At 68.8% G+C, this 23,462-nt stretch carries 27 protein-coding genes and 1 other RNA gene; 8 read left to right on the top strand and 20 right to left on the bottom strand.

The annotated features are described in order from the left end of the window. From mraY to rnpB, 8 genes are all read right to left on the bottom strand, one after another. Positions 1-1,110, bottom strand: coding sequence for a phospho-N-acetylmuramoyl-pentapeptide-transferase (mraY, locus tag RTL41_RS07745; protein ID WP_312163017.1), 1,110 nt, complete (start codon positions 1,108-1,110; stop codon positions 1-3). Further along, positions 1,110-2,507 (bottom strand): UDP-N-acetylmuramoyl-tripeptide--D-alanyl-D-alanine ligase, encoded by a 1,398-nt coding sequence (gene murF, locus RTL41_RS07740; protein ID WP_312163015.1) that lies wholly within the window; start codon positions 2,505-2,507, stop codon positions 1,110-1,112. The genes mraY and murF overlap by 1 nt, the downstream gene beginning before the upstream one ends. Further along, positions 2,500-3,954, bottom strand: a complete 1,455-nt coding sequence (locus RTL41_RS07735; RefSeq protein ID WP_312163014.1) for a UDP-N-acetylmuramoyl-L-alanyl-D-glutamate--2,6-diaminopimelate ligase — start codon at positions 3,952-3,954, stop codon at positions 2,500-2,502. The genes murF and RTL41_RS07735 overlap by 8 nt, the downstream gene beginning before the upstream one ends. Continuing rightward, positions 3,954-5,708: a penicillin-binding protein 2 gene (locus tag RTL41_RS07730; RefSeq protein WP_312163013.1), complete on the bottom strand. Its 1,755-nt coding sequence runs from the start codon at positions 5,706-5,708 to the stop codon at positions 3,954-3,956. The genes RTL41_RS07735 and RTL41_RS07730 overlap by 1 nt, the downstream gene beginning before the upstream one ends. Beyond that, a complete protein-coding gene (locus tag RTL41_RS07725; protein ID WP_312163012.1) occupies positions 5,705-6,028 on the bottom strand; it encodes a cell division protein in 324 nt (107 codons plus the stop codon). Before RTL41_RS07725 ends, RTL41_RS07730 begins: the two co-directional genes overlap by 4 nt. Then, positions 6,025-6,954, bottom strand: a complete 930-nt coding sequence (gene rsmH / locus RTL41_RS07720; protein ID WP_312163011.1) for a 16S rRNA (cytosine(1402)-N(4))-methyltransferase RsmH — start codon at positions 6,952-6,954, stop codon at positions 6,025-6,027. Before rsmH ends, RTL41_RS07725 begins: the two co-directional genes overlap by 4 nt. Beyond that, positions 6,951-7,418 carry a division/cell wall cluster transcriptional repressor MraZ gene (locus tag RTL41_RS07715; protein ID WP_312163009.1) on the bottom strand — a complete coding sequence of 156 codons (468 nt, stop codon included), beginning with the start codon at positions 7,416-7,418 and terminating at the stop codon, positions 6,951-6,953. Before RTL41_RS07715 ends, rsmH begins: the two co-directional genes overlap by 4 nt. A 284-nt stretch (positions 7,419-7,702) precedes the next feature. Then, positions 7,703-8,083, bottom strand: an RNA gene (rnpB, locus tag RTL41_RS07710) — RNase P RNA component class A. Positions 8,084-8,343: 260 nt separating this feature from the next. Here rnpB and RTL41_RS07705 point away from each other — a divergent pair. Continuing rightward, positions 8,344-8,577, top strand: a complete 234-nt coding sequence (locus RTL41_RS07705) for a hypothetical protein (RefSeq protein ID WP_312163008.1) — start codon at positions 8,344-8,346, stop codon at positions 8,575-8,577. A gap of 37 nt (positions 8,578-8,614) precedes the next feature. On the opposite strand, the gene RTL41_RS07700 is transcribed toward RTL41_RS07705, so the two are convergent. From RTL41_RS07700 to RTL41_RS07690, 3 genes are all read right to left on the bottom strand, one after another. After that, complete coding sequence (locus RTL41_RS07700; RefSeq protein ID WP_312163007.1) at positions 8,615-9,382, bottom strand: SDR family oxidoreductase; 768 nt, start codon at positions 9,380-9,382, stop codon at positions 8,615-8,617. Between the two features lie 96 nt (positions 9,383-9,478). After that, complete coding sequence (locus RTL41_RS07695; RefSeq protein WP_312163006.1) at positions 9,479-10,204, bottom strand: N-acetylmuramoyl-L-alanine amidase; 726 nt, start codon at positions 10,202-10,204, stop codon at positions 9,479-9,481. Then, positions 10,201-11,094 carry a DMT family transporter gene (locus RTL41_RS07690; protein ID WP_312163005.1) on the bottom strand — a complete coding sequence of 298 codons (894 nt, stop codon included), beginning with the start codon at positions 11,092-11,094 and terminating at the stop codon, positions 10,201-10,203. The genes RTL41_RS07695 and RTL41_RS07690 overlap by 4 nt, the downstream gene beginning before the upstream one ends. Before the next feature lie 104 nt (positions 11,095-11,198). Between RTL41_RS07690 and RTL41_RS07685 the strand changes: the two genes are divergently transcribed. Then, entirely contained in the window at positions 11,199-11,780 is a 582-nt protein-coding gene (locus RTL41_RS07685; RefSeq protein ID WP_312163004.1) for a gamma carbonic anhydrase family protein, read from the top strand. Here the strand turns inward: RTL41_RS07685 and RTL41_RS07680 are convergent. Further along, positions 11,777-12,394 carry a TetR/AcrR family transcriptional regulator C-terminal domain-containing protein gene (locus RTL41_RS07680; RefSeq protein WP_312163003.1) on the bottom strand — a complete coding sequence of 206 codons (618 nt, stop codon included), beginning with the start codon at positions 12,392-12,394 and terminating at the stop codon, positions 11,777-11,779. The genes RTL41_RS07685 and RTL41_RS07680 overlap by 4 nt on opposite strands. A gap of 174 nt (positions 12,395-12,568) precedes the next feature. Here RTL41_RS07680 and RTL41_RS07675 point away from each other — a divergent pair, with 174 nt between their 5' ends. Then, a complete protein-coding gene (locus RTL41_RS07675; RefSeq protein ID WP_312163002.1) occupies positions 12,569-12,934 on the top strand; it encodes a cupin domain-containing protein in 366 nt (121 codons plus the stop codon). On the opposite strand, the gene RTL41_RS07670 is transcribed toward RTL41_RS07675, so the two are convergent. The 3 genes from RTL41_RS07670 to RTL41_RS07660 form a co-directional block, all read right to left on the bottom strand. Next, positions 12,910-13,341, bottom strand: coding sequence for a VOC family protein (locus tag RTL41_RS07670; RefSeq protein ID WP_312163000.1), 432 nt, complete (start codon positions 13,339-13,341; stop codon positions 12,910-12,912). The two genes, RTL41_RS07675 and RTL41_RS07670, sit on opposite strands and share 25 nt — an antisense overlap. A gap of 153 nt (positions 13,342-13,494) precedes the next feature. Beyond that, positions 13,495-14,640, bottom strand: coding sequence for an acyl-CoA dehydrogenase family protein (locus RTL41_RS07665; protein WP_312162998.1), 1,146 nt, complete (start codon positions 14,638-14,640; stop codon positions 13,495-13,497). Positions 14,641-14,725: 85 nt separating this feature from the next. Then, positions 14,726-15,928: an acyl-CoA dehydrogenase family protein gene (locus tag RTL41_RS07660; protein ID WP_312162997.1), complete on the bottom strand. Its 1,203-nt coding sequence runs from the start codon at positions 15,926-15,928 to the stop codon at positions 14,726-14,728. A 193-nt stretch (positions 15,929-16,121) separates the two neighbouring features. Here RTL41_RS07660 and RTL41_RS07655 point away from each other — a divergent pair, with 193 nt between their 5' ends. Beyond that, positions 16,122-16,853, top strand: coding sequence for an endonuclease/exonuclease/phosphatase family protein (locus tag RTL41_RS07655; RefSeq protein WP_312162995.1), 732 nt, complete (start codon positions 16,122-16,124; stop codon positions 16,851-16,853). Here RTL41_RS07655 and RTL41_RS07650 read toward each other — a convergent pair. Both RTL41_RS07650 and RTL41_RS07645 read right to left on the bottom strand, forming a co-directional pair. Continuing rightward, on the bottom strand, positions 16,840-18,297 hold the full coding sequence (locus RTL41_RS07650; protein WP_312162993.1) for a phospholipase D-like domain-containing protein: 1,458 nt from the start codon (positions 18,295-18,297) through the stop codon (positions 16,840-16,842). The genes RTL41_RS07655 and RTL41_RS07650 overlap by 14 nt on opposite strands. Positions 18,298-18,459: 162 nt before the next feature. Continuing rightward, positions 18,460-18,777, bottom strand: a complete 318-nt coding sequence (locus RTL41_RS07645) for a hypothetical protein (RefSeq protein WP_312162991.1) — start codon at positions 18,775-18,777, stop codon at positions 18,460-18,462. Between the two features lie 174 nt (positions 18,778-18,951). On the opposite strand from RTL41_RS07645, the gene RTL41_RS07640 reads away from it, so the two are divergent. From RTL41_RS07640 to RTL41_RS07630, 3 genes are all read left to right on the top strand, one after another. After that, positions 18,952-19,374 (top strand): PaaI family thioesterase, encoded by a 423-nt coding sequence (locus RTL41_RS07640; protein ID WP_312162989.1) that lies wholly within the window; start codon positions 18,952-18,954, stop codon positions 19,372-19,374. Positions 19,375-19,391: 17 nt separating this feature from the next. Beyond that, positions 19,392-19,610 (top strand): DUF1289 domain-containing protein, encoded by a 219-nt coding sequence (locus RTL41_RS07635; protein ID WP_312162987.1) that lies wholly within the window; start codon positions 19,392-19,394, stop codon positions 19,608-19,610. 132 nt (positions 19,611-19,742) lie between these two features. Further along, complete coding sequence (locus RTL41_RS07630; protein WP_312162984.1) at positions 19,743-20,246, top strand: TIGR02281 family clan AA aspartic protease; 504 nt, start codon at positions 19,743-19,745, stop codon at positions 20,244-20,246. Here RTL41_RS07630 and dusA read toward each other — a convergent pair. Next, the gene (dusA, locus tag RTL41_RS07625; RefSeq protein WP_312163505.1) at positions 20,190-21,203 is read right to left on the bottom strand and encodes a tRNA dihydrouridine(20/20a) synthase DusA; all 1,014 of its coding nucleotides are present in this window, start codon (positions 21,201-21,203) and stop codon (positions 20,190-20,192) included. The genes RTL41_RS07630 and dusA overlap by 57 nt on opposite strands. A 161-nt stretch (positions 21,204-21,364) precedes the next feature. Between dusA and RTL41_RS07620 the strand changes: the two genes are divergently transcribed. Further along, positions 21,365-22,465, top strand: coding sequence for a tyrosine-type recombinase/integrase (locus RTL41_RS07620; protein WP_312162982.1), 1,101 nt, complete (start codon positions 21,365-21,367; stop codon positions 22,463-22,465). 124 nt (positions 22,466-22,589) lie between these two features. Here the strand turns inward: RTL41_RS07620 and RTL41_RS07615 are convergent, their stop codons facing one another. After that, positions 22,590-22,805: an SHOCT domain-containing protein gene (locus RTL41_RS07615; RefSeq protein ID WP_312162980.1), complete on the bottom strand. Its 216-nt coding sequence runs from the start codon at positions 22,803-22,805 to the stop codon at positions 22,590-22,592. Positions 22,806-23,029: 224 nt separating this feature from the next. Beyond that, the gene (locus tag RTL41_RS07610) at positions 23,030-23,404 is read right to left on the bottom strand and encodes a hypothetical protein (protein WP_312162977.1); all 375 of its coding nucleotides are present in this window, start codon (positions 23,402-23,404) and stop codon (positions 23,030-23,032) included. Positions 23,405-23,462 lie beyond the last annotated feature (58 nt).

Raw genomic sequence — 23,462 nt, 5'->3', positions numbered from 1 at the left:
CTATCGCAGCTTCAGGGTCGCGAGGCCCAGCAGGGCGAGCATGACCGCGATGATCCAGAAGCGGATCACGACCGTGCTCTCGGACCAGCCGAGCTTCTCGAAATGGTGGTGGATCGGGGCCATGCGGAAGACCCGCTTGCCGGTCAGCTTGAACGAGGCGACCTGGATCATCACCGACAGGGTCTCCATGACGAAGAGGCCGCCGATGATCCCGAGCACGATCTCGTGCTTGGTGGCCACGGCCACCGCGCCGATGCCGCCGCCCAGGGCCAGCGAACCGGTGTCGCCCATGAAGATCTTGGCCGGCGGCGCGTTGTACCAGAGGAAGCCGAGGCCGGCGCCGATCATGGCCCCGCAATAGACCGCCACCTCGCCGACGCCGGGCACGAAGTGCAGCTTCAGGTACTGGGCGAAGACGTAGTTGCCGACGAGATAGGCGATGAAGCCGAAGGCCGCCGCCGCGATCATCACCGGCACGGTGGCCAGGCCGTCCAGGCCGTCGGTGAAGTTCACGGCGTTGGCCGCGCCGACGATGATGAAGGCCCCGAAGGCCAGGTAGAACCAGCCCAGCGGCAGCAGCAGTTGCTTGAAGATCGGGAACGCCACCGAGGTCGCCAGTTCCGGGGTTTCCGGCGGGCTGGCCCCGAACACCACGATCAGCGCCACCGCTGCCAGGGCGATGGCCGCTTCCATCAGCAGCCGGATCTTGCCCGAAACCCCCGCCGTCGATTGCTTGGTCACCTTGGCGTAGTCGTCGGTGAAGCCGAGGACGCCATAGCCGGCGGTGACCAGGATCACCGCCCACACATAGACGTTGGAGAGGTCCGACCACAGCAGGGTCCCGACCAGCAGGCCGGCCAGGATCATCACCCCGCCCATGGTCGGGGTGCCGGCCTTCTCGACCACGTGGCGCTCGATGCCGTCGGCGCGGATCGGCTGGCCCTTGCCCTGCTTGGCCTGCATCCAGCGGATGAAGCGCGAGCCCATGGCCACGACCACCAACTGGGCGGTGAACAACGCCATGCCGGTGCGGAAGGTCTGGTATTTCAACAGGTTGAGGAACGGCACATAGCCGTCCGCGGCGAGCTGTTGATACAGCCAGTACAGCATCAGCCCGCCTCCCCCGAACGGACGTCGAGCGCGCCCAGCGCGGCCGCGACCGCACCGGCCCTCGAGCCGTTGGACCCCTTGACCATCACCAGATCGCCCGGCTCGACGGCCGCGCCGATCAGCGGCGCCAGCTCCGCCGCGCTTTCGGCGTAGCCGCCGCGCCGAGTCGGCGGAAGGGCGTCCCACAGGGATTTCATCAGCGGACCGGCCGCGAACACGAGGTCGACCCCCGCCGCTTCAAGCGGCGCGGCAAGGCCCGCATGGAAGGCCGGCGCCTCGGCGCCAAGCTCCAGCATGTCGGTCAGCGCGACGATACGCCGCCCGCCCGTCTTGCGCGCGCCCAGGCTGGCGAAGGCCGCGCCCATGGAGATCGGATTGGCGTTGTAGCTTTCGTCGATCAGGGTGAAGGCGCCGCCGGCCAGGTTCACCAGTTTCTCGGCCCCGCGCCCGGCCAGCGGCTCGAAGGCGCCCAGGGCGGCCAGGCTGTCGTCCAGGCCGACGTCCAGCGCCTCCAGCATCAGCAGCACGGCCATGCTGTTGGGGCCCCAGTGGAACCCGGTCTGCAGGATCGGGAAGTCCAGCGCCCTGCCGTGCAGGCGCGCCTTGATCACCGCCCGTCCCGGTTCGGGCGCGAAGTCGACCAGTTGAGCGTCGCACTCCTTGCCGGAGCCGAAGCTGCGCACCGTGGCCCCGGCCTTGTGCGCCTCTTCGGCCAGCAGGTCGAACCACGGGTTGTCGGCGTTCAGGATCGCCACGCCGCCCGGCTCGACGCCGGCGAAGATCTCGGCCTTGGCCCGCGCCACGCCGATCTCGCCGTCGGGGAAGTTCTCGACGTGGACCGGGCCGACCGTGGTGACGACCACCGCATGGGGCCGCACGAAGCGCGACAGCGGCGTCACCTCGTCGGCGTGGTTCATGCCGATCTCGAATACGGCGCGCTCGGTGTCGCGCGGCATCCGCGCCAGGGTCAGCGGCACCCCGATGTGATTGTTGTAGCTCTTGACCGACGAGTGCGCCTTGCCGGCGCGTTCCAGGCCCGCGCGGATCGCCTGGGTGACGCTGGTCTTGCCGACCGACCCGGTGACGGCGCCGCGGCGCGCCTGGGGCGCGCGATCGCGAGCCGCTTCTCCCAGCCTTTCCAGGGCCTTGAGCACGTCATCGACGACGATGCTCGAACCGTCGACGCGCTTCGACACCAGGCTGGCGGCGGCGCCGGCCCCCAGGGCCTGGGAGACGAACTCGTGCCCGTCGCGGCCCCCGGCCAGGGCGACGAACAGGTCGCCCGGCTCGATGCTGCGGGTGTCGATGGAAACCCCGTCCACGGCGAAGGCCGGACCCGCAAGGCGGCCGCCGGTCGCGGCGAGGATCTCGTCCGACGTCCAGAGCGGCTTAGACATGCGCAGCCTCCAGCGCCGCGGCCACTTCGGCCACGTCGTCGAAGGGATGAACGGTCGAGCCGACGATTTGGCCCTGTTCGTGCCCCTTGCCGGCCACCACCAGCACGTCGCCCGGCCCCATCAACGCCACGCCGGCGCGGATCGCCTCGCGGCGGTCGCCGACCTCGCGCGAGCCCGGCGCGCCGGCCAGGATCTCGGCGCGGATCGAGGCCGGGTCCTCGGTGCGCGGATTGTCGTCGGTGACGATGGCGATGTCGGCGTGCTGGGCGGCCGCCAGGCCCATCAAGGGACGCTTGGCGCGGTCGCGGTCGCCGCCGGCGCCGAACACCACGATCAGCTTGCCTTCGACGTGGGGACGCAGCGACTTCAGCACCGTCTCCAGGCCATCGGGGGTATGGGCGTAGTCGACATAGGCCTCGCCGCCCTTGCCGCTCGTGCCGACGCGCTGCAGGCGGCCGGGGGCGCCTTCCAGGGTCTCCAGCGCAGCCATGACGCCCTCGACCGGCTCGCCGGCGGCGATGCACAGTCCCGCGGCGACCAGCGCGTTCGAGGCCTGGAAGGCGCCGGCCAGCGGCAGCCGCACGTCATAGGTCTTGCCCTTGGCCTCGATCCTGAGGGCCTGGCCTTCCGGGGTCGGCGTGCGCTCGACCAGCGTCAGCCCCTGCCCCGCCTCGCCGACCGAGAACACCGACTGGCCCGAGCCGACCGCGGCGGCGGCGAAGGCGCCGTAGGCGTCGGAGTCGGCGTTGAGCACCGCGACGCCGCCGCGCGGCAGCAGCGCCTCGAACAGGCGCAGCTTGGCGTCGCGATAGGCTTCCATGGTGTGGTGATAGTCGAGGTGGTCCTGGGTCAGGTTCAGGAACCCGGCGGCGGTCAGGGCGACGCCGTCCAGCCGCCGCTGATCGACGCCGTGCGACGACGCCTCCATAGCCAGGTGGGTCACGCCCTTGGCCGCCAGGACCGACAGCAACTGTGCGACATCGGCCGCATCGGGGGTGGTCAGGCCAGGCGGAGTGATCTGCTCGTCCAGGCCGAGGCCGGTGGCGCGCACGCCCAGCGTGCCCATGCTGGCCGCCGCCTTCCCCGCGTGGTTGAAGATCTGGCGGCAGAACGCGGCGACCGAGGTCTTGCCGTTGGTGCCGGTGACGGCGACGACGACCGGCGGCTGCGCGCCCCAGAACGCCCGGGCCGCCAGGGCGTACATCCGGCGCGGATCGGGGGTGACGATCACCGGCACGCCGAGGCCAGGCAGGTCCTCGGCCGAGATCACCGCCACGGCGCCGGCCTCGACCGCCTTGGCGGCGAACGCCTTGCCGTCGACCTTGGAGCCCGGCAGCGCCGCGAACAGGAAGCCCGGCTGCACCTTGCGGCTGTCGGCGGTGACGCCCTCAATGACCGGGTCCGTCGCGAAGGTCCGCTGGACCAGTTGGGAAAGCGGCGCGCTCATCAATGGCCGTCCGCGATCGGTTCGGCCGCGAGGGAGCCCTCGCCGACCACCTTGATCAGGTCGGGCTGGCGCTGGACGTGCAGGAACGGCGCGATGCGGTCGATCACCCGGCCGGCGGCCGGCGCGGCGACCCAGCCGCCGGTCGAATAGCCGTAGGTCTTGGCGGTGCCGTGCGGCTCGTCCATCAGGATCAGCACGAAGTAGCGATCCTGCTCCACCGTCCCGGTCGTCGGGAATACGGCGGCGAAGGACGACACCTGGCGCTTGGTGGAATAGCCACGGATCGTGGGATCGTATTTCTCGCCGGTGCCGGTCTTGCCGCCGACGCTGAGGCCCGGCGCGTTGGCCGACTTGCCGCTGCCGCTGATGACGTTGGCGCGCATGATCTGCAGCATCTGCAGGGATGTCTGCTCGGAGATCACCCGCTGGCCCTGCGGCCGCTGTCCCGGCTCCAGCTTCTTGATGGTGAGCGGGATCATGTAGCCGCCGTTCAGCAGCGCGCCCATGGCGCTGGTGACCGCCAGCGGGCTGACATTCATGCCGTGACCGAACGAGGTCGAGGCCACCGCGTCCATGTCCCATTTGCGCGGGGTCAGCGGACGCGCCGACTCCATCAGTTCGATCCGGGCCGGCTGGGTCAGGCCAAGGTCGGTGAAATACTTGCTCAGGCGCTCGGCGCCGATGCTCTCGGCCAGCTTGGCGGTGCCGATGTTGGACGAGTGAATGAACACCTCGACCAGGGTCATGATCTTGCGGGCGGCGTGGTAGTCCTTGATGGTCCGATAGCCGAGTTGGTACGGCACGCGCGCATCGAAGGTGGACGACGGATTGGCGACGCCGGTGTCCAGGCCGATCGCCACCGTGAACGCCTTGAAGGTCGAGCCCATCTCGTAGATCGACGCCGCGGCGCGGTTCAGCTTGGCGTCGTCGCTGGCCTTGGAGGCCTGGTTCGGGTCGAAGGTGGGATAGCTGGCCATCCCCAGGATCTCGCCCGTATGGACGTTGGTGACGATGCCCACGGCGCCGCGCGGCCCGAACTCGGCGGCGGCCTTGTAGAGCTCGTCCTCCAGCGCCGCCTGCACCCGCAGGTCGATCGACAGGGGCACCGCCGTCTTCGACGCCGCATTGCCGCGGACGGTGTCGTTCAGCGCCCGCTCGGCGCCGGCCAGGCCGATCCCGCCGGTGTCGGCGAAGCCGATCAGGTGCGCGGCGGTCGTGCCCAGCGGATAGACCCGGCGCTCCTCCGGCTCGAAGGTGACGCCCGGCAGGCCCAGGGCGTGGATGCGGGCGCGCTCTTCCGGCGTCAGGCCGGCGGCCACGAAGCCGCGGCGCTCGGCCGACAGCACGCGCTCCAGGCGCTGGCGGTTGAGGTTGGGCAGGGCCGTGCGCAGGGCGCGGCGGGTCTCGTCGGCGTCCCAGATCTCGCGCGGGTCGACATAGAGCCCGTAGTGCAGCAGGTCGGCGGCCAGCATGGCGCCGTTGCGATCCACCAGGTCGGCGCGCGAGGCGCCCACCGGCCCGGCATAGCCCCCGCCCCGGCCGGCGTCGGAGAACAGCGCCGCCCGGGTCGCGCCGATCGCCAGCAGCAGGAAGGCGGTCGAGAACACCGCCAGGACGAAGAAGATGCGGATGCGGGTGTCGTCTTCAGCCTTGCCGGCCGCGCGTGCGCGCTCGAAGGCGTGCTCCAGCCCCCAGACCTTGGCCTTCAGCCAGCGCCAGCCGGGCGCCTCGAAAGATGGATGAGCAAGGCTCACGGCTTCTGCTTCCCAAGGGCGACCTCGCCCAGCTTGTCGATGGTGGTCTCGTGCCGGGCGCCGACCGGCCCCATGCCCAGGTGGGCGGTGGAAAGCGCCTCGATGCGCGCGGGCTGCTCCAGGTGGGCGACCTCGGCCTGCAGCAGGCGGATGCGCGCCTTCTCGGCGTCGATCTGCTTCTCGACCGAGGCGATCTCCGCGCGTTCGCGCCCGGCCATGGTCTTGGCCAGGTAGACCGAAAGGATGACGGCGATCAGGACGCCCAGGGCGACCACGTCGACCAGCCGGAAACCCCGAATCTTGCGGCTGAGGAGGCTCATGCCGCCTCCTTCCACACCGGGGCGGAGGTGCGAACCCCCACCCGCAGCTTCGCCGAGCGCGCGCGCGGATTGGCCGCGGTCTCGGCCTCGCTCGGGGCGCGGGCGCCGTTGAACAGCAGTTGGAAGCTCGGCGGGGCGCCGGCCTCGACCGGCGGCAGGTGGCGCGACCCGCCGGGCGTCCTGCCGGCCCGCTCGGTGAAGAACGCCTTGGCGATGCGGTCCTCGAGCGAATGGAAGGTGACGACGGCCAGGCGCCCGCCCGGCTTCAGGGTCCGCTCGGCGGCGACGAGGCCGGCCTCGAGCTCGGACAGCTCCTCGTTGACCGCGATGCGCAGGCCCTGGAACGACCGCGTCGCCGGATGCACCTTGGCCCCGCGACGCCCGCCCAGCGCGCGTTCGATCACCTCGGCCAGGTCCAGGGTGCGGGTGAAGGGCTGCTCGGCGCGGCGGCGGGCGATGAACGCGGCCACGCGGCGCGACTGCCGCTCCTCGCCATAGACGAAGAAGATGCGCGCCAGCTCGGCCGGCTCGGCGGTGTTGACGATGTCGGCGGCGGTGGGCCCCTCGGCGCCCATGCGCATGTCCAGCGGGCCGTCGCGCATGAACGAGAAGCCGCGCTCGGCCTGGTCGAGCTGCATGGACGAGACGCCCAGGTCCAGGGCCACGCCGTCGGCGACGCCCTCCCCCAGATCCTCGGCCATCTGCGAGAACCGTCCGTCGATCAGCCGGAACCGATCGCCCAGCCCCTCGGCGAAGCGCCGCGCGCTGGGGTCGCGGTCGAAGGCGACGACGTCGGCGCCGGTCGCCAGGAACCCGCGCGAATAGCCGCCCGCCCCGAAGGTGCCGTCGACGATCAGCTTGCCGGGGCCCGGCTCCAGGGCGGCGATCACTTCGTCCAGCAGGACCGAGGTGTGGGGCGCACTCATTGGGCCGCCCCCAGCTTGGCGGCGCGCTGCTGGGCGCGCAGTTCGGCCAGGCCGGCGCGGGCCAGCTCGCGCTGGGCGGCGCGGTGAGCCTGGAACGCCTCGCGCTCCCAGATCTGGAACCGGTCGCCGAGGCCGACCAGCACGACCCAGTCGGTCAGGCCGAACTGGTCGCAGAGCTGCTCGGGCAGGGTGATGCGGCCGGCGGTGTCGAAGCTCATCTTCGCCTGCCCGCCCAGGACCGACAGCTCGATCGCCGAGCGCACCGGGTCGCCGAACGGCATCTCGTCCATCAGCGCGATGTAGCGGTCAAACAGCGCCCGGCCGCCGCCCTCGATGCAGTCGGCCTCGATCGAGGGGAAGCAGACGACGCCGTCGAAGGGGCCGGAGACGAGCGCGCGGAATTCCTGCGGCACGACGATGCGCCGCTTGGCGTCTACTTGTTTCTCGAAGGTCGAGAGAAACATCCCGCCGCGCCCCAGATCACGGCTCCGAGCGAGCCGCCAACTTCACCCCGTTCCGGACCGGCGAAGCCCCCAGCTCCGACGCGCCGCCGATCCTCAACGGATGCTGATTGGGTTAACATGGGATCAATTGGGAGACAATGACTCCAAGGCTCGATTTCGGGGAATTTCAAAGAAGTTACGGTTATGCTTCAGGCATCCACAGGCGACATCCACAGAACATACAGCGAACTTGTTAAGTATAGCCGCCGCGTTGCAGGCGCCGGTGGATAGGCTGGACGGAAGTACGGACCAGACGGCCTGTAAGCCGGGTTCTGTGCCGCCCGCGAACGGGCGCGACGATCATTCCTCTGGACCGCCCATTGCTGGACGGTTCTCGCGACCTACCCGGACGCCTCGGGCCTATGACGGCCCTGCCCCTTGCGGGGCGCGGAATCCCTATTCGGTCTTGCTCCTGGCGGGGCTTGCCATGCCGTTCCTGTCACCAGGCCCGCGGTGGGCTCTTACCCCACCCTTTCACCCTTGCCCCGGTCGAAACCGAGGCGGTCTGCTCTCTGTGGCGCTATCCCTGGGGTCGCCCCCGGCGGGCGTTACCCGCCGCCATGTCATAGTGGAGCCCGGACTTTCCTCGACTGCCGCAAGGCAGCCGCGATCGCCCGGCCGTCTGGTCCGCGCGCTAAGTGGGCCGCCCCGCGCCGCGGGTCAAGCGTCCCGCGCGAGCAGCCGCATCCCAATTCGTCCCAATGGGCGCAGCCGCAGCAACGCCTTGCGGAACGCCGCGGCGGGGCCTAGCCTCCCGTGAACCGTCCGGCAGAGGATGCTTACGTGTGTGCTGTGATCGATTGAGGCCCTGAGGAATCCAGGCTGACGCCTGCCCCGGACCCGCCGCGCCGACGCGCGCGGGCGCTTCATGTCGATTGGACACATCATGCCGAATTCCAAAGAGCCGCGCGCGCCTGCGCGCCAACCCCAGACCGACTCCGCCCCGGAGCCGACGCCGGCCGAGCGCGCCCGCGCGATCATCGAGCGCCAGTTGGCCGGCAAGCAGCATGGCGGGCCGCCGGGCCTGAACGGCGGCAAGGCCGGCGGCGTCCACAAGCCGGGCAAGGGCGGCTGGTCGCCCGCGCCCATCCGCCCCGGCGGCCGCGGCCGGCGGGGCTAGGGTCGGAGGCGCCCGCCCAGGGTGCCTCCCGCCTTCGTCAGAACTCGGCCGAACCGCCGTCGCAGGGCACCACCGCCCCGGTGGTGTAGGCGCTGGCGCGGCTGGCCAGGAAGATCGCCACCCCGGCGATGTCCTCGGGCGTGCCGATGCGGCCGCGCGGGTTCGACTTGGCGATCGCGTCGCCGGCCCGGGCCAGGGTCGCGGCCATCATGTGGCTCTGGAAGGGACCGGGCGCGATGGCGTTGACCAGGATGTGCTCGGGCGCCAGCCGCTTGGCCAGGTGGCGGGTCAGCATGATGCAGCCGGCCTTCGAGGTCGAATAGGCGTAGGTCTCCAGGGCCGGCGGCTGGATGCCGTTGACCGAGGCGATGTTGATCACCCGGCTGGGGTTCTCGTGCGTGGCCGCCGCGCGCAGTTGCGGCAGCAGCTTCTGGGTCAGGAAGAAGATCGACTTCACATTGAGGTCGACGGTCTTGTCCCAGCCGTCCTCGGGATACTCGTCGATCGGCGCGCCCCAGGTGGCGCCGGCGTTGTTGACCAGGATGTCGAGCCTGTCCTCGCGCTGCGCCAGGGCCGCGGCCAGGCCGGTGATCCCCTCCATGTTCGACAGGTCGAAGGGCAGCGAGATGCAGGTCCCGTACTTCGACAGCTCCTCGGCCAGGCCGTCGCAGACATTGGCCTTGCGCGACGAGATGTAGACCTTGGCGCCGTTCTCCACATAGCCGCGGGCGATCATCTCGCCGATCCCGCGGCTGCCGCCGGTGACCAGGGCGACCTTGCCCTCAACGCTGAACAGGTTGCGCATCGACCAATCCTTGCTTTTCGAAATATCGGTATGAATGGGGCTGAAATTCTGCAGGCGCAGTGCTGACGGCGAGCGGCCCCGCCGTCAAGCTTCGGCTCACGCGCCGGCCGCGGCGCGCAGCAGGCCGATCAGGCGGGCGCGGGTCATGCCGTCGGCGATCCCGTCGACCTTCTCCTGACGCCAGTGGCGCTGGAAGGCGCGCACCACCGCGGTCGTATGCGCGTCGAACCTACCCGACGGCGCGCAGTCATAGCCCAGCCGCGTGAAGCCGGCCTGCAGGGCGAAGACCCCGGCGCTCTCCTCGCCCTCCGCCAGCGGCGCGCCCGGCGCGGCCTCGGGCTCGACCCACAGGCCGTGGCCCGCCTCGGCCAGCGCCTTCCAGGGGAACAGCTCGCCCGGGTCGTCCTTGCGGTCGGGGGCCACGTCGGAATGGCCGACGATGCGGCCGTCCTCGATGCTCCAGCGGCCGCGGATGTCGCTCAGCAGCTCGATCACCGCGTCGATCTGCGGCTTGGGGAACGGCCGATAGCCGAACTCATGGCCCGGATTGACGATCTCGACGCCGATCGAGCGGCCGTTGATGTCGGTCTCGCCCTTCCAGAACGACACCCCGGCGTGCCAGGCGCGCCGCTCCTCCGGCACCAGGCGGAACACCCGCCCGTCCTCCTCGACCAGGTAGTGGGAGGAGACCTTGGCCTCCTCGTCGCACAGCCGCGCCAGCGCCTCGGGGCCGGTCTTCATGCCGGTGTAGTGCAGGACGATGATGTCCGGCGGGACCGTGCGCTCGTTGAAGTTGGGCGAGGCCGCCTCGATGAAGTTCATCGGGCCCGGCCCCGCAGGTTGAGCAGCAGAAGCATGACTTGGTTGGGCCTCATGGCGATGATCAGGACGCCCGCCAGCGCGACGGCGGCGCCGAAGGCCATGCGTGCGTCGAACGGGTCGTGGGTGATGGCGACTCCCAGGCCGATGGTGGCCAGCGGCGTCATCAGGGTCAACGGCGAGATCAGGTTCGCCTCATAGCGCTGGATCAGCCAGTAATAGGCCGTGTGGCCGAACACCGAGACCACCAGGGCCGAGAAGATCACCGCCGCCCAGAACGGCCAGCCGATCGACAGTCCGGTCTCCACCGCCCCCGGCTCGAAGATCAGCGACATCGGCACGAGCACCGCGAACGAGGCCAGCCCCACCCAGGCCTGGAACTGCAGCGGCTTGACGCCCTCCATCTGCTTCATCAGCACCGCCCCCAGCGAGCCGAGCACCACCGAGACCAGCACGAAGGCCAGCCCGCCGGTGAGCGTGAAGCCGTGCGGATCCCACATCACCGCCAGGGCGCCGACCAGGGTCAGCAGGATGCCCAGGGACCGGCGCAGGCTGAGCCGCTCGCCCAGCAGCAGGAACGAGAGGAGCGTCGTGGTCGGAACCATCAACTGGCTGACGATCGCGGCCGACGACGGGCTGGCCGTCTTCAGGGCCATGAACATGAAGGCGAACGAGCCCGCCCCCATGCAGACCGCCACCAGCAGCAGGCGCCAGAGCGGCCTGGGCGGATTGCGCAGCCAGGGGAACACCGCCAGCGCCACGATGCCGAAGCGCACGGCCGCATAGAACAACGGCGGGGCGTGCAGATAGGCCACGACGTACTTCGAGACGATGTTGTTGGTCGCCCACAACAGGCAGACGAAGACCAGGAGGGCGAAGTCGCGAAGGGCCATTCGCCGGTTAGGCGCGGTTGGCCGGTGTTTGGCAAGGGCGCCGCTGGTCTGACCTTTGGGAAATCTCCGATTGTGGCCGCCCGCCCGTTGCTGGAGTTCCCGCCATGACCACTTTCCCCTTCCTCGGCCCCGACGTCCGCGACCACGGTTCGGCCTGGATCGACCCGTCCGCCCGTATCTTCGGCGCCGTGGAGATCGCCCCGGAAGCCTCGATCTGGTGCAACGTCGTGGTGCGGGCCGAGAGCCAGAAGGTGGTGATCGGCAAGCGGACCAACATCCAGGACTTCGTGATGATCCATGTCGGCGCCGGCACGCCGACGATCGTGGGCGAGAACTGCTCGATCACCCACCACGTCACGCTGCACGGCTGCGATATCGGCGACAACTGCCTGATCGGCATCGGCGCGACGATCATGGACGGCTGCGTGGTCGGCGCGGGCTCGATCGTCGCCGGCGGCAGCTTCCTGAAGGAGGGCACGGTGATCGCGCCCAACTCCATCGTCATGGGCTCGCCCGGCGCGGCGACCAAGACCCGCGACAACAGCCTGGCCAACGCGATGAACGCCTTCCTCTACTGGCGCAACGCCCAGGCCTATGCGCAGAGCGACTACCGGCTGTGGTCGAAGGAGAGCTTCCGCGCCGAGATGGCGGCCGAGCGTGCGCGGCTGGCGGCCGTCTTCGCCTAGGGCCGTTCCCCCTCCGCTCGGTCCATCGGTCCGAACCCGCGCAGCAGAGCCTCCAGGCCGTAGTCGAACAGCCTGTCGAAGTCGGCCAGCCAGGCGCTGTCCACCACGGCCTTCAGCCGTGGGAGCGGCGGGGTCTGCGGCGCATCCAGCGTCGCGGCCATGCGATGGTCCGTGCGCCGCCCCGGCGCCGTCTTCGCCGCATGCGCCTCTTCCGCCTGCACTTGCCGCAGGACGTAGTTCACCGTCGTCGCATAGATCAGCCAGGATTCCCGCGGCTCCAGGCCGCCGCCCTGCAACACCTCCAGCGCCCGCTCGATGATGGCGTACTGGCGCCCCGCCACCGGTCCGGCCAGCAGCATGTAGTCCGCCGCGCCAGGATGGGCGCGAAGCGAGCGCCGGGCCCGATGGGCGAAGTCCCGCAGCCAGGCCCGCCAGTCGGCCTGTCCGGGGGGCGGCTCGAAGTCGCTGGTCAGGGCGTCGACCAGGGCGTTGAGCAACTGCTCGCGGCTGCCGAAGTGATAGTGGATCGAGGCGTCGGACACCCGCATGCGCGCTGCCAGCCCGCGCACCGACAGGGTGCGAAGGTCCCCGTCGGCCGCATATTCCAGGATCATCTCGCGCGACAGCGTCGGCGGGCGTCCTCGCCGACGCGGCCCCGACGGCGCGCTGTCCGATTTTTTAAGCACGCTCAATAATAATTGACCCCTCCTGGGGCCGCAAGCACCGTCCGCCTCGCTGCCCCTGCACCGGGCGGACGCCCCCGCCTGCCGGACCTGAATGGAGCCGCCATGTACGACATCGCCGACATCGCCTCGCAACTCGGCTTGCTGCGCCTGGAGGACCCGGCCCCCGCGGCCGGCGACTACATGCGGGTCCTGGCCCCGTTCAACCAGTGCATGGCCGGGATGATCCGGTTCGCTGGAACCACCGAATGGGAACGCCATCCCGACGACGAGTTCCTCTATGTCGTGGAGGGGCAGGTCGAGGTGACGATCCTGGCGGGCGGCGACACGCGGCGCGAAACGCTGCGGCCGGGCCTAGCCTGCGTGGTCCCCGCCGGGGCGTGGCACAAGCAGCGCACGCCCGGCGGGGTGACCCTGATCTACATCACCTCAGCCGCGGGAACCGATCACTCGGCCGCCGAGACGCCCTGAGGCTCCATCTCGGCCATCGCCGCCTGGTCCATGTACATCACCTCCCAGACGTGGCCGTCGAGGTCCTGGAAGCTGCAGCCGTACATCGGGCCCATGTCCAGGACCGGCTTCCAGGGCTTGCCGCCGGCGGCCAGGGCCTTGCTCAGGAAGCCGTCGACCTCGGCGCGGCTGTCGGCCGAGAGGCAGGTCAGCACCTCGGTCGCCGTGTGGGCGTCGGCGATGTCGCCGGTGATGAACTCCTTGAAGCGGCTGTGTTCCATCAGCATGGCGAAGATGTTCTCGTCGATCACCATGCAGGCGGTGTCGGCGCTGCAGAACTGCTCGTTGAAGGTAAAGCCAAGGGCGCCGAAGAAGGCGCGCGACGCCGTCACGTTCTTCACGGGCAGGTTCACAAAGATCATTCGCATGGGGAGGCTCCTCCGGGGGGTTACGCACCCTAGGACGAAGCTGGCAGGGCCGTTCCGACATCTCCCGCGAACTTTTCCACGCCAGGTGGTCCAGGCGCGAAAAAGCGCGCCCGGCGGACCGGACGCGCTTCGATATCGCTTTGCGTCGGCGGTTTAGGCGGCCGCGCCCAGGCTCAGGTTCTCGTAGCGGCCGAGGTGATGATCGGTCGAGCCGAAGGCGCTCTCGATCATGGTGGCGCGCTTGAAGTAGTGGCCGATGGCCATTTCGTCGGTCATGCCCATGCCGCCGTGCAACTGGATGGCGTTCTGGCCGATGAACTTGGCCGCCTTGCCGATCTGCACCTTGGCGGCCGAGGCGCCCTTGGCCCGCTCGATGTCGCTGTCGCCGAGCTTGATGTCGGCCATGTAGGTCATCGAGATCGATTGCTCGAGGTTGATGAACATGTCGACCATGCGGTGCTGCAGCACCTGGAACTGGCTGATCGGCTGACCGAACTGCTTGCGCTGCTTGGTGTATTCCAGCGTGCCTTCGTGCAGCTTGCGGAACACGCCGCAGGCTTCGGCGCAGGTGGCGACGATGGCCTCGTCGATGACCTTCTCGACCAGCGGCAGGGCCGCGCCCTCCGTCCCGATCAGGGCCTCGGCGCCGACCGAGACGTTCTCGAAGGTGACTTCCGAGGCGCGGAAGCCGTCGACGGTCGGGTAGTCGCGCGTCGTCACGCCCTTGGCGTCCTTCGGCACGATGAACACCGAGACGCCCTGGGCGTCGCGCTGGCCGCCGCCGGTGCGGGCGGTGACGATCAGGTGCGTGGCGTAGGGCGCGCCGATCACCACGGCCTTGTGGCCGTTGATGACATAGCCGGCGCCGTCCTTCTTGGCCGTGGTCTTCAGGTCCTGCCAGGTGTAGCGGGCCTGCGGCTCGGCATAGGCGAAGGCGATGATCGTCTCGCCGCCGATGATGCCGCCGATCAGGTCGCTGGCGCCGGCATAGCCCGAATGCTTCAGGAAGCCGCCGCCGATCACCACGGTGCCGAGATAGGGCTCGACCACCAGGGCTTTGCCCAGCTCTTCCATGATGACCATGTTCTCGGTCGAGCCGCCGCCCAGGCCGCCCAGCTCCTCGGCGAACGGCGCGCCCAGGATGCCCAGCTCCTCGGCGAAGGCCTTCCAGACGTTCGGACGCCAGCCCGGCTCGGCCTTCAGCGCGTCGCGGCGCTGCTCAAAGCTGTAGTGGTCGGCCAGATAGCTCGCGACGGTGTCGCGCAGCATCGACTGTTCTTCGGTGAAGCTGAAATCCATCTGGTTTCCCCGTGCAACACCCGCCCCGGCGCGTCGGCCGGGGGCGGGACTAGGCTTTTGTTCTGTGACTTAAGACGATCGGCGCTTAGAGGCCCAGCACCATCTTGGCGATGATGTTGCGCTGGATCTCGTTCGACCCGCCGTAGATGGAGGTCTTGCGCATGTTGAAATAGGCGCCGGCCACGCCTTCGGCGTAGTCCGGGCCGATGTTGGCGTTGTGGCCGAGGTCGCGCAGGTAGGGCGCGCCGTAGTGGCCGACCGCCTCCAGCACCAGCTCGGTCAGGCGCTGCTGAATCTCGGTGCCCTTGATCTTGAGGATCGAGCTTTCCGGGCCCGGGCCCTTGCCGCTGCTTTCGCCGGCCAGGGTGCGCAGTTCGGTGAACTCCAGCGCCGTCAGGTCGATCTCCAGCTCGGCGACCTTGCGCTTGAAGAACGGGTCGGCCAGCAGCTTGCCGCCGGCGTCCGACTGCTCGGTCGAGGCGATCTCGCGCACGCGCTCCAGGCCGCGCTTGGAGCGGGCGACGCCGGCGATGCCGGTGCGCTCGTGGGCGAGCAGCGCCTTGGCGCAGGTCCAGCCCTGGTTCTCGTGGAAGACGCGGTTCTCGACCGGAACCTTCACATTGTCGAGGAAGACGTCGTTGACCTCATGGCCGCCTTCCAGCGTCGTGATGCGGCGCACCTCGATGCCCGGGGTCTTCATGTCGATCAGCAGGAACGAGATGCCCGACTGCGGCTTGGCGTCCGGGTCGGTGCGGACCAGGAAGAAGCCCCAGTCGGCGTGCTGGCCCAGCGTCGTCCACGTCTTCTGGCCGTTGACGATGTAGTATTCCTTGCCATCGTCGCCGGTGACGCGCTCGGCCTTGGTCTTCAGCGAGGCCAGGTCCGAACCGGCGCCCGGCTCCGAATAGCCCTGGCACCACCACACCAGGCCGTCGCGGATGCCCGGCAGGAACTTCTCTTTCTGCTCCTGGGTGCCGAAGGTGTAGATCACCGGGGCCAGCATCGAGACGCCGAACGGCAGGATGCCGAGGGTGTCGGCGCGGGCCTGCTCTTCCGACCAGATGTACTTCTGCGTGGGCGTCCAGCCCGTGCCGCCGAACTCCACCGGCCACGACGGCGTCGCCCAGCCCTTCTTGGCCAGGATGCGGTGCCAGGAGAGGTAGTCCTCCTTGCTCAGCTCCTCGCCGCGGTTCTGCTTCTCGCGCAGTTCCTGGGGATAGTTCTGCGCGATGAAGGCGCGGGCCTCCTCGCGGAAAGCGGCGTCTTCAGGCGAAAAGTCGAGGTTCATAGTCGGCTCCCTGGCGCGAGCATTTACAGCGTATTTCGTTGGGGGCGGACCATACGCGGGTCGCGTGACGATGTGAAGATGACCTTTACGTCAACGTCACATCAACTTGTCGCGGTTCACCCAGCGAACCTTCGCCGTGCGCCAGCGTTGGACCCGTTGCGCCGCGCGTTTACGGCGTGCATCCCTAAGCCCCATGCCTCGCATCCTCACCTACAACGTCCATCGCTGCGTCGGCACGGATCGGCGGCTGGACGTGGGACGCGTGGCCGAGGTGATCGCCCGCCTGGAGCCCGACATCGTCGCCCTGCAGGAGCTGGACGTGGGCCGCGCGCGCACCGGCGGCGTGGACCAGGCCCACCAGATCGCCCGGCGGCTGAAGATGGCCTTCCACTTCCACCCGGCCCTGCGGGTCGAGGAGGAGCTCTATGGCGACGCCATCCTGACCACCTATCCCGAGCGGATGATCCAGACCGGCCCCCTGCCCGGCCATCCGGCGATTCCGCGCCTGGAGCCGCGCGGCGCGGTCTGGATCGCGGCCGAGGTCGAGGGGCGGCCGGTGCAGGTGATCAACACCCACCTGGGCCTGGTCCCCAGGGAACAGCAACTGCAGGCCGCCTGGATCGCCGGCCCCTCCTGGCTGGAGCATCCGATGCGCCACGGGCCGACCATCCTGCTCGGCGACTTCAACGCCACCGGCAGCTCGGTGGTCTACCGCACGCTGAACGCCAAGCTCGAAGCGGCGCGGCGGCTGGCGCCGCAGAAGTCGCCGACCTCGACCTTCCCTTCGGCCCTGCCGGTGCTGCGCATCGACCACATCTTCGTCAGCCCGGAGATCAGGGTGGAGAACGTGTTCGCGCCGTTCGACCCGCTGACCCGCGTCGCCTCCGACCACCTGCCGCTGGTGATGGACTTCAGCGTGGCATGAACCGCGTGTGCATCAGGTCCTCGGTGTAGAGCAGGTCGCGCCGGCGGCTCGCGCGCCAGGAGTCGGCCACCGAATAGGGATCGCCGAGGTGATAGGTGGCGATGATCTCGCCCAGCGGCGTCTGCTTCATGGGCAGGATGGGAGACAGGCGCTTCTCGCCGTTGAGGAATTCGATGGCCGCGATCATGCCGCCGCGCTCGGCCCGGACCTTGGCCACGGCGTCGCCCGTACAGCCCACGAAGTGCCCGATCAGCCGGTCCCGCAGAGCGCCGATCGCCCGTTCGCCCGCCTCGTCCCTGGCCTCCACGCCCAGCTCGACCTCGGTGTCGAAGCCGCCCGAGCGGTTGTTGAGATTGGCCGAGCCCACGCGGGCCAGCCGCTCGTCGATCACCGTCACCTTCGAATGGACGATGATCTTGGTCCCCGACGGCGTGGTCGGATACCAGGCGCGGAAGCGGCCGAAGACGTCGGCGGAACGCAAGCGCCACAGCATGTTGGAGCGCGCCCGGTCCATGGTGAGCTGGTCGAACCAGCTCGGGCTCTGGCCGGTGGAGATCAGCACCACCTCCGGCCCGTCCGGCTCGGCCAGCCGCCTGGCCAGGGCCGCGGCGTAGAGCGGCGAGGCGAAGTACTGGTTCTCCAGATAGATGAGCGACTTGGCTGCCATGATCGATTCGAGGGTCAGGTGCCGGATCTCGGTCACCTCCGGCCGGTCGTCCCAGGCGGGTTCGGTGCGCGCGATCGAGACCTCGACGTCGCGCAGGTGGGCCGGGATGTGCGCCGGCCACGGATCTTCGGCCGCGGGCTCCGGCGCCGGCAGCGCCTCGCCCGTCGCCCGCCGCCAGCGCTCGCGCGCTAGGTCGCCCAGGGAGGCGGCCGCCTCGCCGTCGACCATCATCATCACCTCGTGCCGCGGGGCGTGATGGTGTTGGTCGGGCATGATCCGGCGCGGGTCGTGCTCCAGGTGGCCGGGCGTGTCCCAGCGGTCCACGCTGATGTCGCCGCCGCCGCAGAAGGCCAGGGCGTCGTCCACCACCAGCACCTTCTGGTGATGGCAGGCGCCGAAGGGCACGTGGTCGTCCAGCCAGAACTTCACGCCGGTGCCGTGGAACCACTTGCGGGCCTTGTGGGGGAAGAACTGCTGGCTGGCGGCGATCGGTAGCGCCGATTTCCAGATCAGCACCCGGATGTCGAGATCGGGCCGGGCCTTGGCCAGCGCCACCAGGATGCGGCCGACCTCGTCGGGATCGGCCGGGCCGTCGAAGCCGTCGGGAAACAGGCGCGCGCGCGGATCGAACCCCCAGCCCAGCAGCAGCACCGAGCGGCGCGCCTTGCGCAGCGCCTCGAAGACCGCGGTGAAATAGGCTTCGGTGTCCACCAGGAAGGCGGCCCGCCCTGCTCGCGCCTTGCGCCAGCACGTCTCGCCGGGCCTCAACAAATCCATCGCCGACCCAATCGCCCAGCTACCCGCTCTCACCGATCAAAAGCGTACGGCCAAGGCTGGTTCCGTTCGCGGGCCAGCACAAAAGAAAAGAGCGCCCGGCCGGGGAAGCGGGCGCTCCAAGTGTGCGAGAGACTGCCGGACGGGAGACCGGCGGACGGGCGACTAGCCCTTGTAGGCCTGGCAGGGACCGGTCAGCTCGGCGACCAGGCGCGCCTTGCGGTCGGTGTTGTCGGTCTTGGTTTCGCGCTTGGCCTTGTCGAACTCGGTCTTGCCGCGGTCGGTGACGAAGGCGCTGCGGGTGCGGCCCTCGGCCTTGATGAAGGCGTCCATGGCGGCGGTGTCGACCTGGGCCAGGCCGCCCTCGGCCAGGCCGCGGCACCGGCTGGCCTTCAGATAGTCGACGTCGCTGACGGCGGCCGACGCAGAACCGGCCGCAGCCAGCAGACCAGCACTCGTAAAGGCGATGGCGATCAGTTTCATGGCGTAACTCCCTCGAAAATCCGTGAGGGGAAACTGCTCGCCAGACCTCGCGCCTTCAAATGAATTCCCGGCAACAATCAGTATTCGAGCATTAAATTAAAGTCATGATATGCCGGCGTTACTGATGGAACATAAACATCTTGTAATGAACCCGCGCCGACGCAAAGCTGGAGCATGACCCTTTCGCTGAAGCTGGACGCCGAGGGCGTCAACGCCCTGCTGCGCCGCGCGTTTCCCGACGGCTCCGACCAGAATTTCCCGCGCGTGACCGAGGTGGCGCCGGGCCGGGCGCTGGTCGTGCGCCCCTATCACGAGAGCATGCTGCGGCCCGGCCGGCTGATCTCGGGCCCCACCCTGATGGGGCTGGCCGACACCGCCGCCTACGCGCTGGTGCTGGCGCATGTCGGCGACCAGTTGATGGCGGTGACCAGTTCGCTGGTGATGAACTTCCTGCGCGGCGCCCAGCCCGGCGACATCCATGCCGAGGCGCTGATGCTGCGCCTGGGCCGTCGCATCGCCGTCTGCGACGTTCGGCTCTGGACCGAGCATCCGGAACGGCTGGCGGCCCAGGCCACCGTGACCTACGCTATCCCCTGATCAAGCAAGCCCGAGCCATGACCGACACGCCCCCTCGCCCGCCCGCGCCCATCAAGACGCCCTGCATCAAGGTCTGCGTGGTGGACGGCGAAAGCGGCCTCTGCCTGGGCTGCTATCGCAGACTCTCCGAAGTGGCCGGCTGGGCCAGGCTGAGCGACGACGACCGCGCCCGGATCATGGACGAGCTGCCCGGCCGGCGCGGCCAGATCCGCCCCGAAAAGTTGGCGATGTTTTAACCTTAACCCGTTGCCTTTGTTAGGTTTTGAGCAGGCTTTGATTCACGCCTTGCAAACCTGGCTCGCCTAAGGTCGCCGCCGAATAGGGCCGGAAACGGCCATTGGTTGTGCCCAGGCGGCGAGGTTCTTGCGATGCTCAAACTGGCGGTGGTGGCCCTGATGGGCGCTGTGTCGGCCGTGGGCGCGGCCGAAGCGGTCAAGACGTTCAGCGCGCCCGAGCCCGAGCTGCGCGCCGCGGTCGCGATGGCGCCCCAGGCGCCTTCGCACGGCCAGGCCGCCTCGATCGCCAAGGGCGGCGACGGCCACTATTGGGCCGAGGCCGACGTCAACGGCTCGCGCGTGCGCTTCCTGGTCGACACCGGCGCCAGCGCGGTGGCCCTGACCCTGGCCGACGCCCAGCGCCTGGGCATCGCCACCGGCAAGCTGGACTACAACTACAAGGTCGTGACCGCCTCGGGCGAGACCCGCGCCGCGGCCGTGAAGCTGGGCCGGGTGTCGGTGGCCGGCGCGGCGCTCAACGACGTCGATGCGCTGGTGATCGAGAGCGGGCTGGAAAGCTCGCTGCTGGGCATGACCTATCTAGGCCGCCTCGCCAGCTTCGAGGCTACGCGCACGGCGCTCATCCTGCGCCCGTAGGACCTGGGCCAGCGCCGCGTCGACGACCTCCATCCCGGCGCCCGGCTTCACGCCCTCGACCGTCAGCACGCGCCGCCAGGCGCGCGCGCCCGGCAGCCCGTGGAACAGGCCCAGCATGTGCCGGGTGATCGCCGCCAGGTGCGTCCCGGCCGCCAGTTCGCGCGCGATGTAGGGCCGATAGAGCTCGACGGCCTGGAAGCAGTCGACGTCCTCGCCGGCGCCGAACACCCGCCGGTCGACCTCGCCCAGGATCGCGGGCGTGTGATAGGCCGCGCGGCCCAGCATCACCCCGTCGACGGCGTCCAGGTGCTCGACCGCCTCGTCCAGCGTGGCGATCCCGCCGTTGATGACGATGGTCAGCTCGGGGCGCTCGCGCTTCAGGCGGTGGACCAGCCGATAGTCCAGCGGCGGCACGTCGCGGTTCTCCTTCGGCGACAGCCCCTTCAGCCAGGCCTTGCGGGCGTGGACGACGAAGGTCGAGACCCCGGCCCGGGCGCAGAAATCCACGAGCTGGAACAGGCTCTGCTCGGGATCCTGGTCGTCGACGCCGATCCGGCACTTGACCGTCACCGGAACCTTCACCGCCGCGCCCATGGCGGCCATGCACTCGGCCACCAGCTCCGGCTCGCGCATCAGGCAGGCGCCGAACCGGCCGCTCTGCACGCGGTCGGACGGGCAGCCGACGTTGAGGTTGATCTCGTCATAGCCCTCGGCCTCGCCGATCCTCGCCGCGGCGACCAGGTCGGCCGGCTCCGAGCCGCCCAGTTGCAGCGCCACGGGATGCTCGGCCGGGTCATAGGCCAGCAGCCGCTCGCGCTCGCCATGCAGCACCGCCCCGGTGGTCAGCATTTCGGTATAGAGCAGCGCCCGCGCCGACAGCGTCCGGTGCAGGCTCCGGCAATGCCGGTCCGTCCAGTCCATCATCGGCGCAACGGATAGTCGAGACGCGTGTGCTATCGCAGTTTTTCGTAGTTTTTCAGCCACTTCGTCTCTCACTCGCTCAACTCATTATCACCCGTTCCGAGCCATGCTGTACCATTTCGTTGCCCAGGGTACAGCAATGCAGTACTTTCCAAGCTCATGCTGTACCGCGCCCTCCCCGCCAATTGGACAGACAGATGGGAACCATTGTCGCCCGAAAACGGAAAAACGGATCAATAGGTTATAACGCCCAGCTGGTCATCAAACGCGGCGGCGCGATCCTACATCGAGAAACTCGCACCTTTGATCGCCGACAGGCGGCGTCGGCTTGGCTGGAGCGACGAGAGACGGCACTGTCCAAACCCGGAGGCCTTGAGCGCGCCAAGGGTGAGAACCCGACGCTCGCCGCCGTGATCGACCGCTATGTCGACGAGTCGCTCAAGGCGATCGGTCGGACGAAGGCGCAGGTGCTGAAAGCGATCAAGGGCTACGACATCGCCGACATGCGCTGCTCACAGATCACCAGCGCCGATGTCGTCACCTTGGCGCGGACCCTGAGCGCGAAGGTCCAGCCGCAGACGGTGGCGAACTACCTGTCCCATCTCGGCGCCGTCTTCGCCATCGCCCGACCCGCCTGGGGTTACCCGCTGGATCAGCAGGCGATGAAGGACGCATTCGTGGTCACCAAACGTCTGGGCCTGACCACAAAGAGCCGCGAGCGTGATCGCCGTCCCACGCTGGAGGAGTTGGACAAGCTGATGACGCACTTCGGCGAGCGCCAGCAGCGTCGGCCGTCCGCAGCGCCCATGCAGAAGATCATCGCCTTCGCCGTCTTCTCCACCCGGCGGTTGGAGGAGATCACCCGCATCGACTGGCCCGGCCTCGACGAGAAAGGCAGCCGCGCCCTGGTGCGGGACATGAAGAATCCGGGCGAGAAGATTGGAAACAATGTCTGGTGCGATCTTCCGGACGAAGCGCTTCGCATCGCCCAGGCCATGCCCAGATCGACCAGCGAAATCTTCCCCTACAGCGCCGACGCCATCGGCGCGTCGTTCACCCGTGCCTGCCAGCTTCTCGGCATCGAGGACCTGCACTTCCACGACCTGCGCCATGACGGCGTCTCGCGCCTCTTCGAGATGTCGCTGAACATCCCGCGCGTCGCCGCCGTTTCCGGCCACCGATCGTGGTCCAGCCTCAAGCGCTACACGCACCTGCGGCAAGTGGGCGACAAGTACGCGGGGTGGAAATGGCTGAAGGTCGTAACGGCAAAGCCCCCGGGGCGGCCCAAGCGTCGCTAGGCGCGTCCCATCGCGCGGGTCAAACGATAGATCCAGCCGGCTGAGAGCGCCATCGCCGTTCTATCCATACTATCCCAACCTGCACCACCGCATGACCATCAGCCGGATGGCCGCCCACCGGCGCTCAATCGCCGAGGGTGCGGCGGCGGTCTTCGAACTCGGCCTTGTCGATGTCGCCACGGGCATACCGCGCCTTCAGAATATCGAGGGGCGTGCGCTCCGGCACATGCGGTTGAGGCGGCGCACCGTGCCACGGCCCGCCGAGCCAACGCACGAGCAGAACCGCGACCGCTATCACCGCGGCGAGGACGAGGATCATGATCAGCGGACCGAATATCATTCCGTACCATCCTCCACCCCAGCCCATCATATGTTGGCCGTGTGCGTACCTCCCTGGGTCAGATGTCACCTGGGCCCAGACCAAACTGGGCGCCAAGACGAGAATCGAGCCGGTCGCGGCGGCGGCTGGCCCGATGTCTGTGAGCTTTCTGCGCTTCATATCTCCACTCCTGGCGACTTGACGGCTCTACGGGCTCGGATTCGCTCAGTACCCTCCGGACCCATTTAGTCCTTGGGGTCATGTCCCTTCTTTGGATCGTGGTCGTCGCCAGAATGCGCTGTCGCTTCACCGGGTTTCACATGGCTCATGCAAGATTGCATACTCGCCATCATCTGCGTGTGCATCTGCTTCCGAGCGGCTTCATCCATTTGAGCGGGCTCATTCATTTTGCCCATCCGCTCCATGCAGGTTTCCATCTGATGCATCGCGCCGTGCATCATCTGCTTCTGCATCGCCCCCATACCCTCCGCCTCGCCTGCCGCGGGCGCTTGCGGCGGCTTTGTCTGGGCGTTGGCATAGCCAAGGCCGGCGAAGGATAGAGTCACGGCCAGGATCCCTGCCGCGGTCTTGCCACGCATCGTTGCCGATATTGAGTTCATTTGTCTGCCTCCTGCTTGGGTCAGTGGGTTGTTGTTTAGGTGTCAACCCAGACGCCCC

The sequence above is a fragment of the Phenylobacterium sp. genome (assembly GCF_031984885.1).
Lineage (GTDB): Bacteria > Pseudomonadota > Alphaproteobacteria > Caulobacterales > Caulobacteraceae > Phenylobacterium.
Note: the sequence above shows the minus strand (reverse complement) of the source record. Positions and strands in the feature narration are given on the sequence as shown.

Bases quoted from the DNA above. Each gene is read 5' to 3' on its own strand.
- RTL41_RS07660 (WP_312162997.1), bottom strand. From the start codon at position 15,928: ATGAACCTCGACTTTTCGCCTGAAGACGCCGCTTTCCGCGAGGAGGCC.
- RTL41_RS07650 (WP_312162993.1), bottom strand. From the start codon at position 18,297: ATGGATTTGTTGAGGCCCGGCGAGACGTGCTGGCGCAAGGCGCGAGCA.
- RTL41_RS07715 (WP_312163009.1), bottom strand. From the start codon at position 7,418: ATGTTTCTCTCGACCTTCGAGAAACAAGTAGACGCCAAGCGGCGCATC.
- RTL41_RS07705 (WP_312163008.1), top strand. From the start codon at position 8,344: ATGCCGAATTCCAAAGAGCCGCGCGCGCCTGCGCGCCAACCCCAGACC.
- RTL41_RS07630 (WP_312162984.1), top strand. From the start codon at position 19,743: ATGCTCAAACTGGCGGTGGTGGCCCTGATGGGCGCTGTGTCGGCCGTG.
- RTL41_RS07690 (WP_312163005.1), bottom strand. From the start codon at position 11,094: ATGGCCCTTCGCGACTTCGCCCTCCTGGTCTTCGTCTGCCTGTTGTGG.
- RTL41_RS07685 (WP_312163004.1), top strand. From the start codon at position 11,199: ATGACCACTTTCCCCTTCCTCGGCCCCGACGTCCGCGACCACGGTTCG.
- RTL41_RS07620 (WP_312162982.1), top strand. From the start codon at position 21,365: ATGGGAACCATTGTCGCCCGAAAACGGAAAAACGGATCAATAGGTTAT.
- RTL41_RS07670 (WP_312163000.1), bottom strand. From the start codon at position 13,341: ATGCGAATGATCTTTGTGAACCTGCCCGTGAAGAACGTGACGGCGTCG.
- RTL41_RS07645 (WP_312162991.1), bottom strand. From the start codon at position 18,777: ATGAAACTGATCGCCATCGCCTTTACGAGTGCTGGTCTGCTGGCTGCG.
- RTL41_RS07635 (WP_312162987.1), top strand. From the start codon at position 19,392: ATGACCGACACGCCCCCTCGCCCGCCCGCGCCCATCAAGACGCCCTGC.
- RTL41_RS07700 (WP_312163007.1), bottom strand. From the start codon at position 9,382: ATGCGCAACCTGTTCAGCGTTGAGGGCAAGGTCGCCCTGGTCACCGGC.
- mraY (WP_312163017.1), bottom strand. From the start codon at position 1,110: ATGCTGTACTGGCTGTATCAACAGCTCGCCGCGGACGGCTATGTGCCG.
- RTL41_RS07735 (WP_312163014.1), bottom strand. From the start codon at position 3,954: ATGAGCGCGCCGCTTTCCCAACTGGTCCAGCGGACCTTCGCGACGGAC.
- RTL41_RS07695 (WP_312163006.1), bottom strand. From the start codon at position 10,204: ATGAACTTCATCGAGGCGGCCTCGCCCAACTTCAACGAGCGCACGGTC.
- RTL41_RS07640 (WP_312162989.1), top strand. From the start codon at position 18,952: ATGACCCTTTCGCTGAAGCTGGACGCCGAGGGCGTCAACGCCCTGCTG.
- RTL41_RS07725 (WP_312163012.1), bottom strand. From the start codon at position 6,028: ATGAGCCTCCTCAGCCGCAAGATTCGGGGTTTCCGGCTGGTCGACGTG.
- murF (WP_312163015.1), bottom strand. From the start codon at position 2,507: ATGTCTAAGCCGCTCTGGACGTCGGACGAGATCCTCGCCGCGACCGGC.
- RTL41_RS07615 (WP_312162980.1), bottom strand. From the start codon at position 22,805: ATGATATTCGGTCCGCTGATCATGATCCTCGTCCTCGCCGCGGTGATA.
- RTL41_RS07665 (WP_312162998.1), bottom strand. From the start codon at position 14,640: ATGGATTTCAGCTTCACCGAAGAACAGTCGATGCTGCGCGACACCGTC.
- RTL41_RS07610 (WP_312162977.1), bottom strand. From the start codon at position 23,404: ATGAACTCAATATCGGCAACGATGCGTGGCAAGACCGCGGCAGGGATC.
- RTL41_RS07675 (WP_312163002.1), top strand. From the start codon at position 12,569: ATGTACGACATCGCCGACATCGCCTCGCAACTCGGCTTGCTGCGCCTG.
- rsmH (WP_312163011.1), bottom strand. From the start codon at position 6,954: ATGAGTGCGCCCCACACCTCGGTCCTGCTGGACGAAGTGATCGCCGCC.
- RTL41_RS07680 (WP_312163003.1), bottom strand. From the start codon at position 12,394: ATGATCCTGGAATATGCGGCCGACGGGGACCTTCGCACCCTGTCGGTG.
- RTL41_RS07655 (WP_312162995.1), top strand. From the start codon at position 16,122: ATGCCTCGCATCCTCACCTACAACGTCCATCGCTGCGTCGGCACGGAT.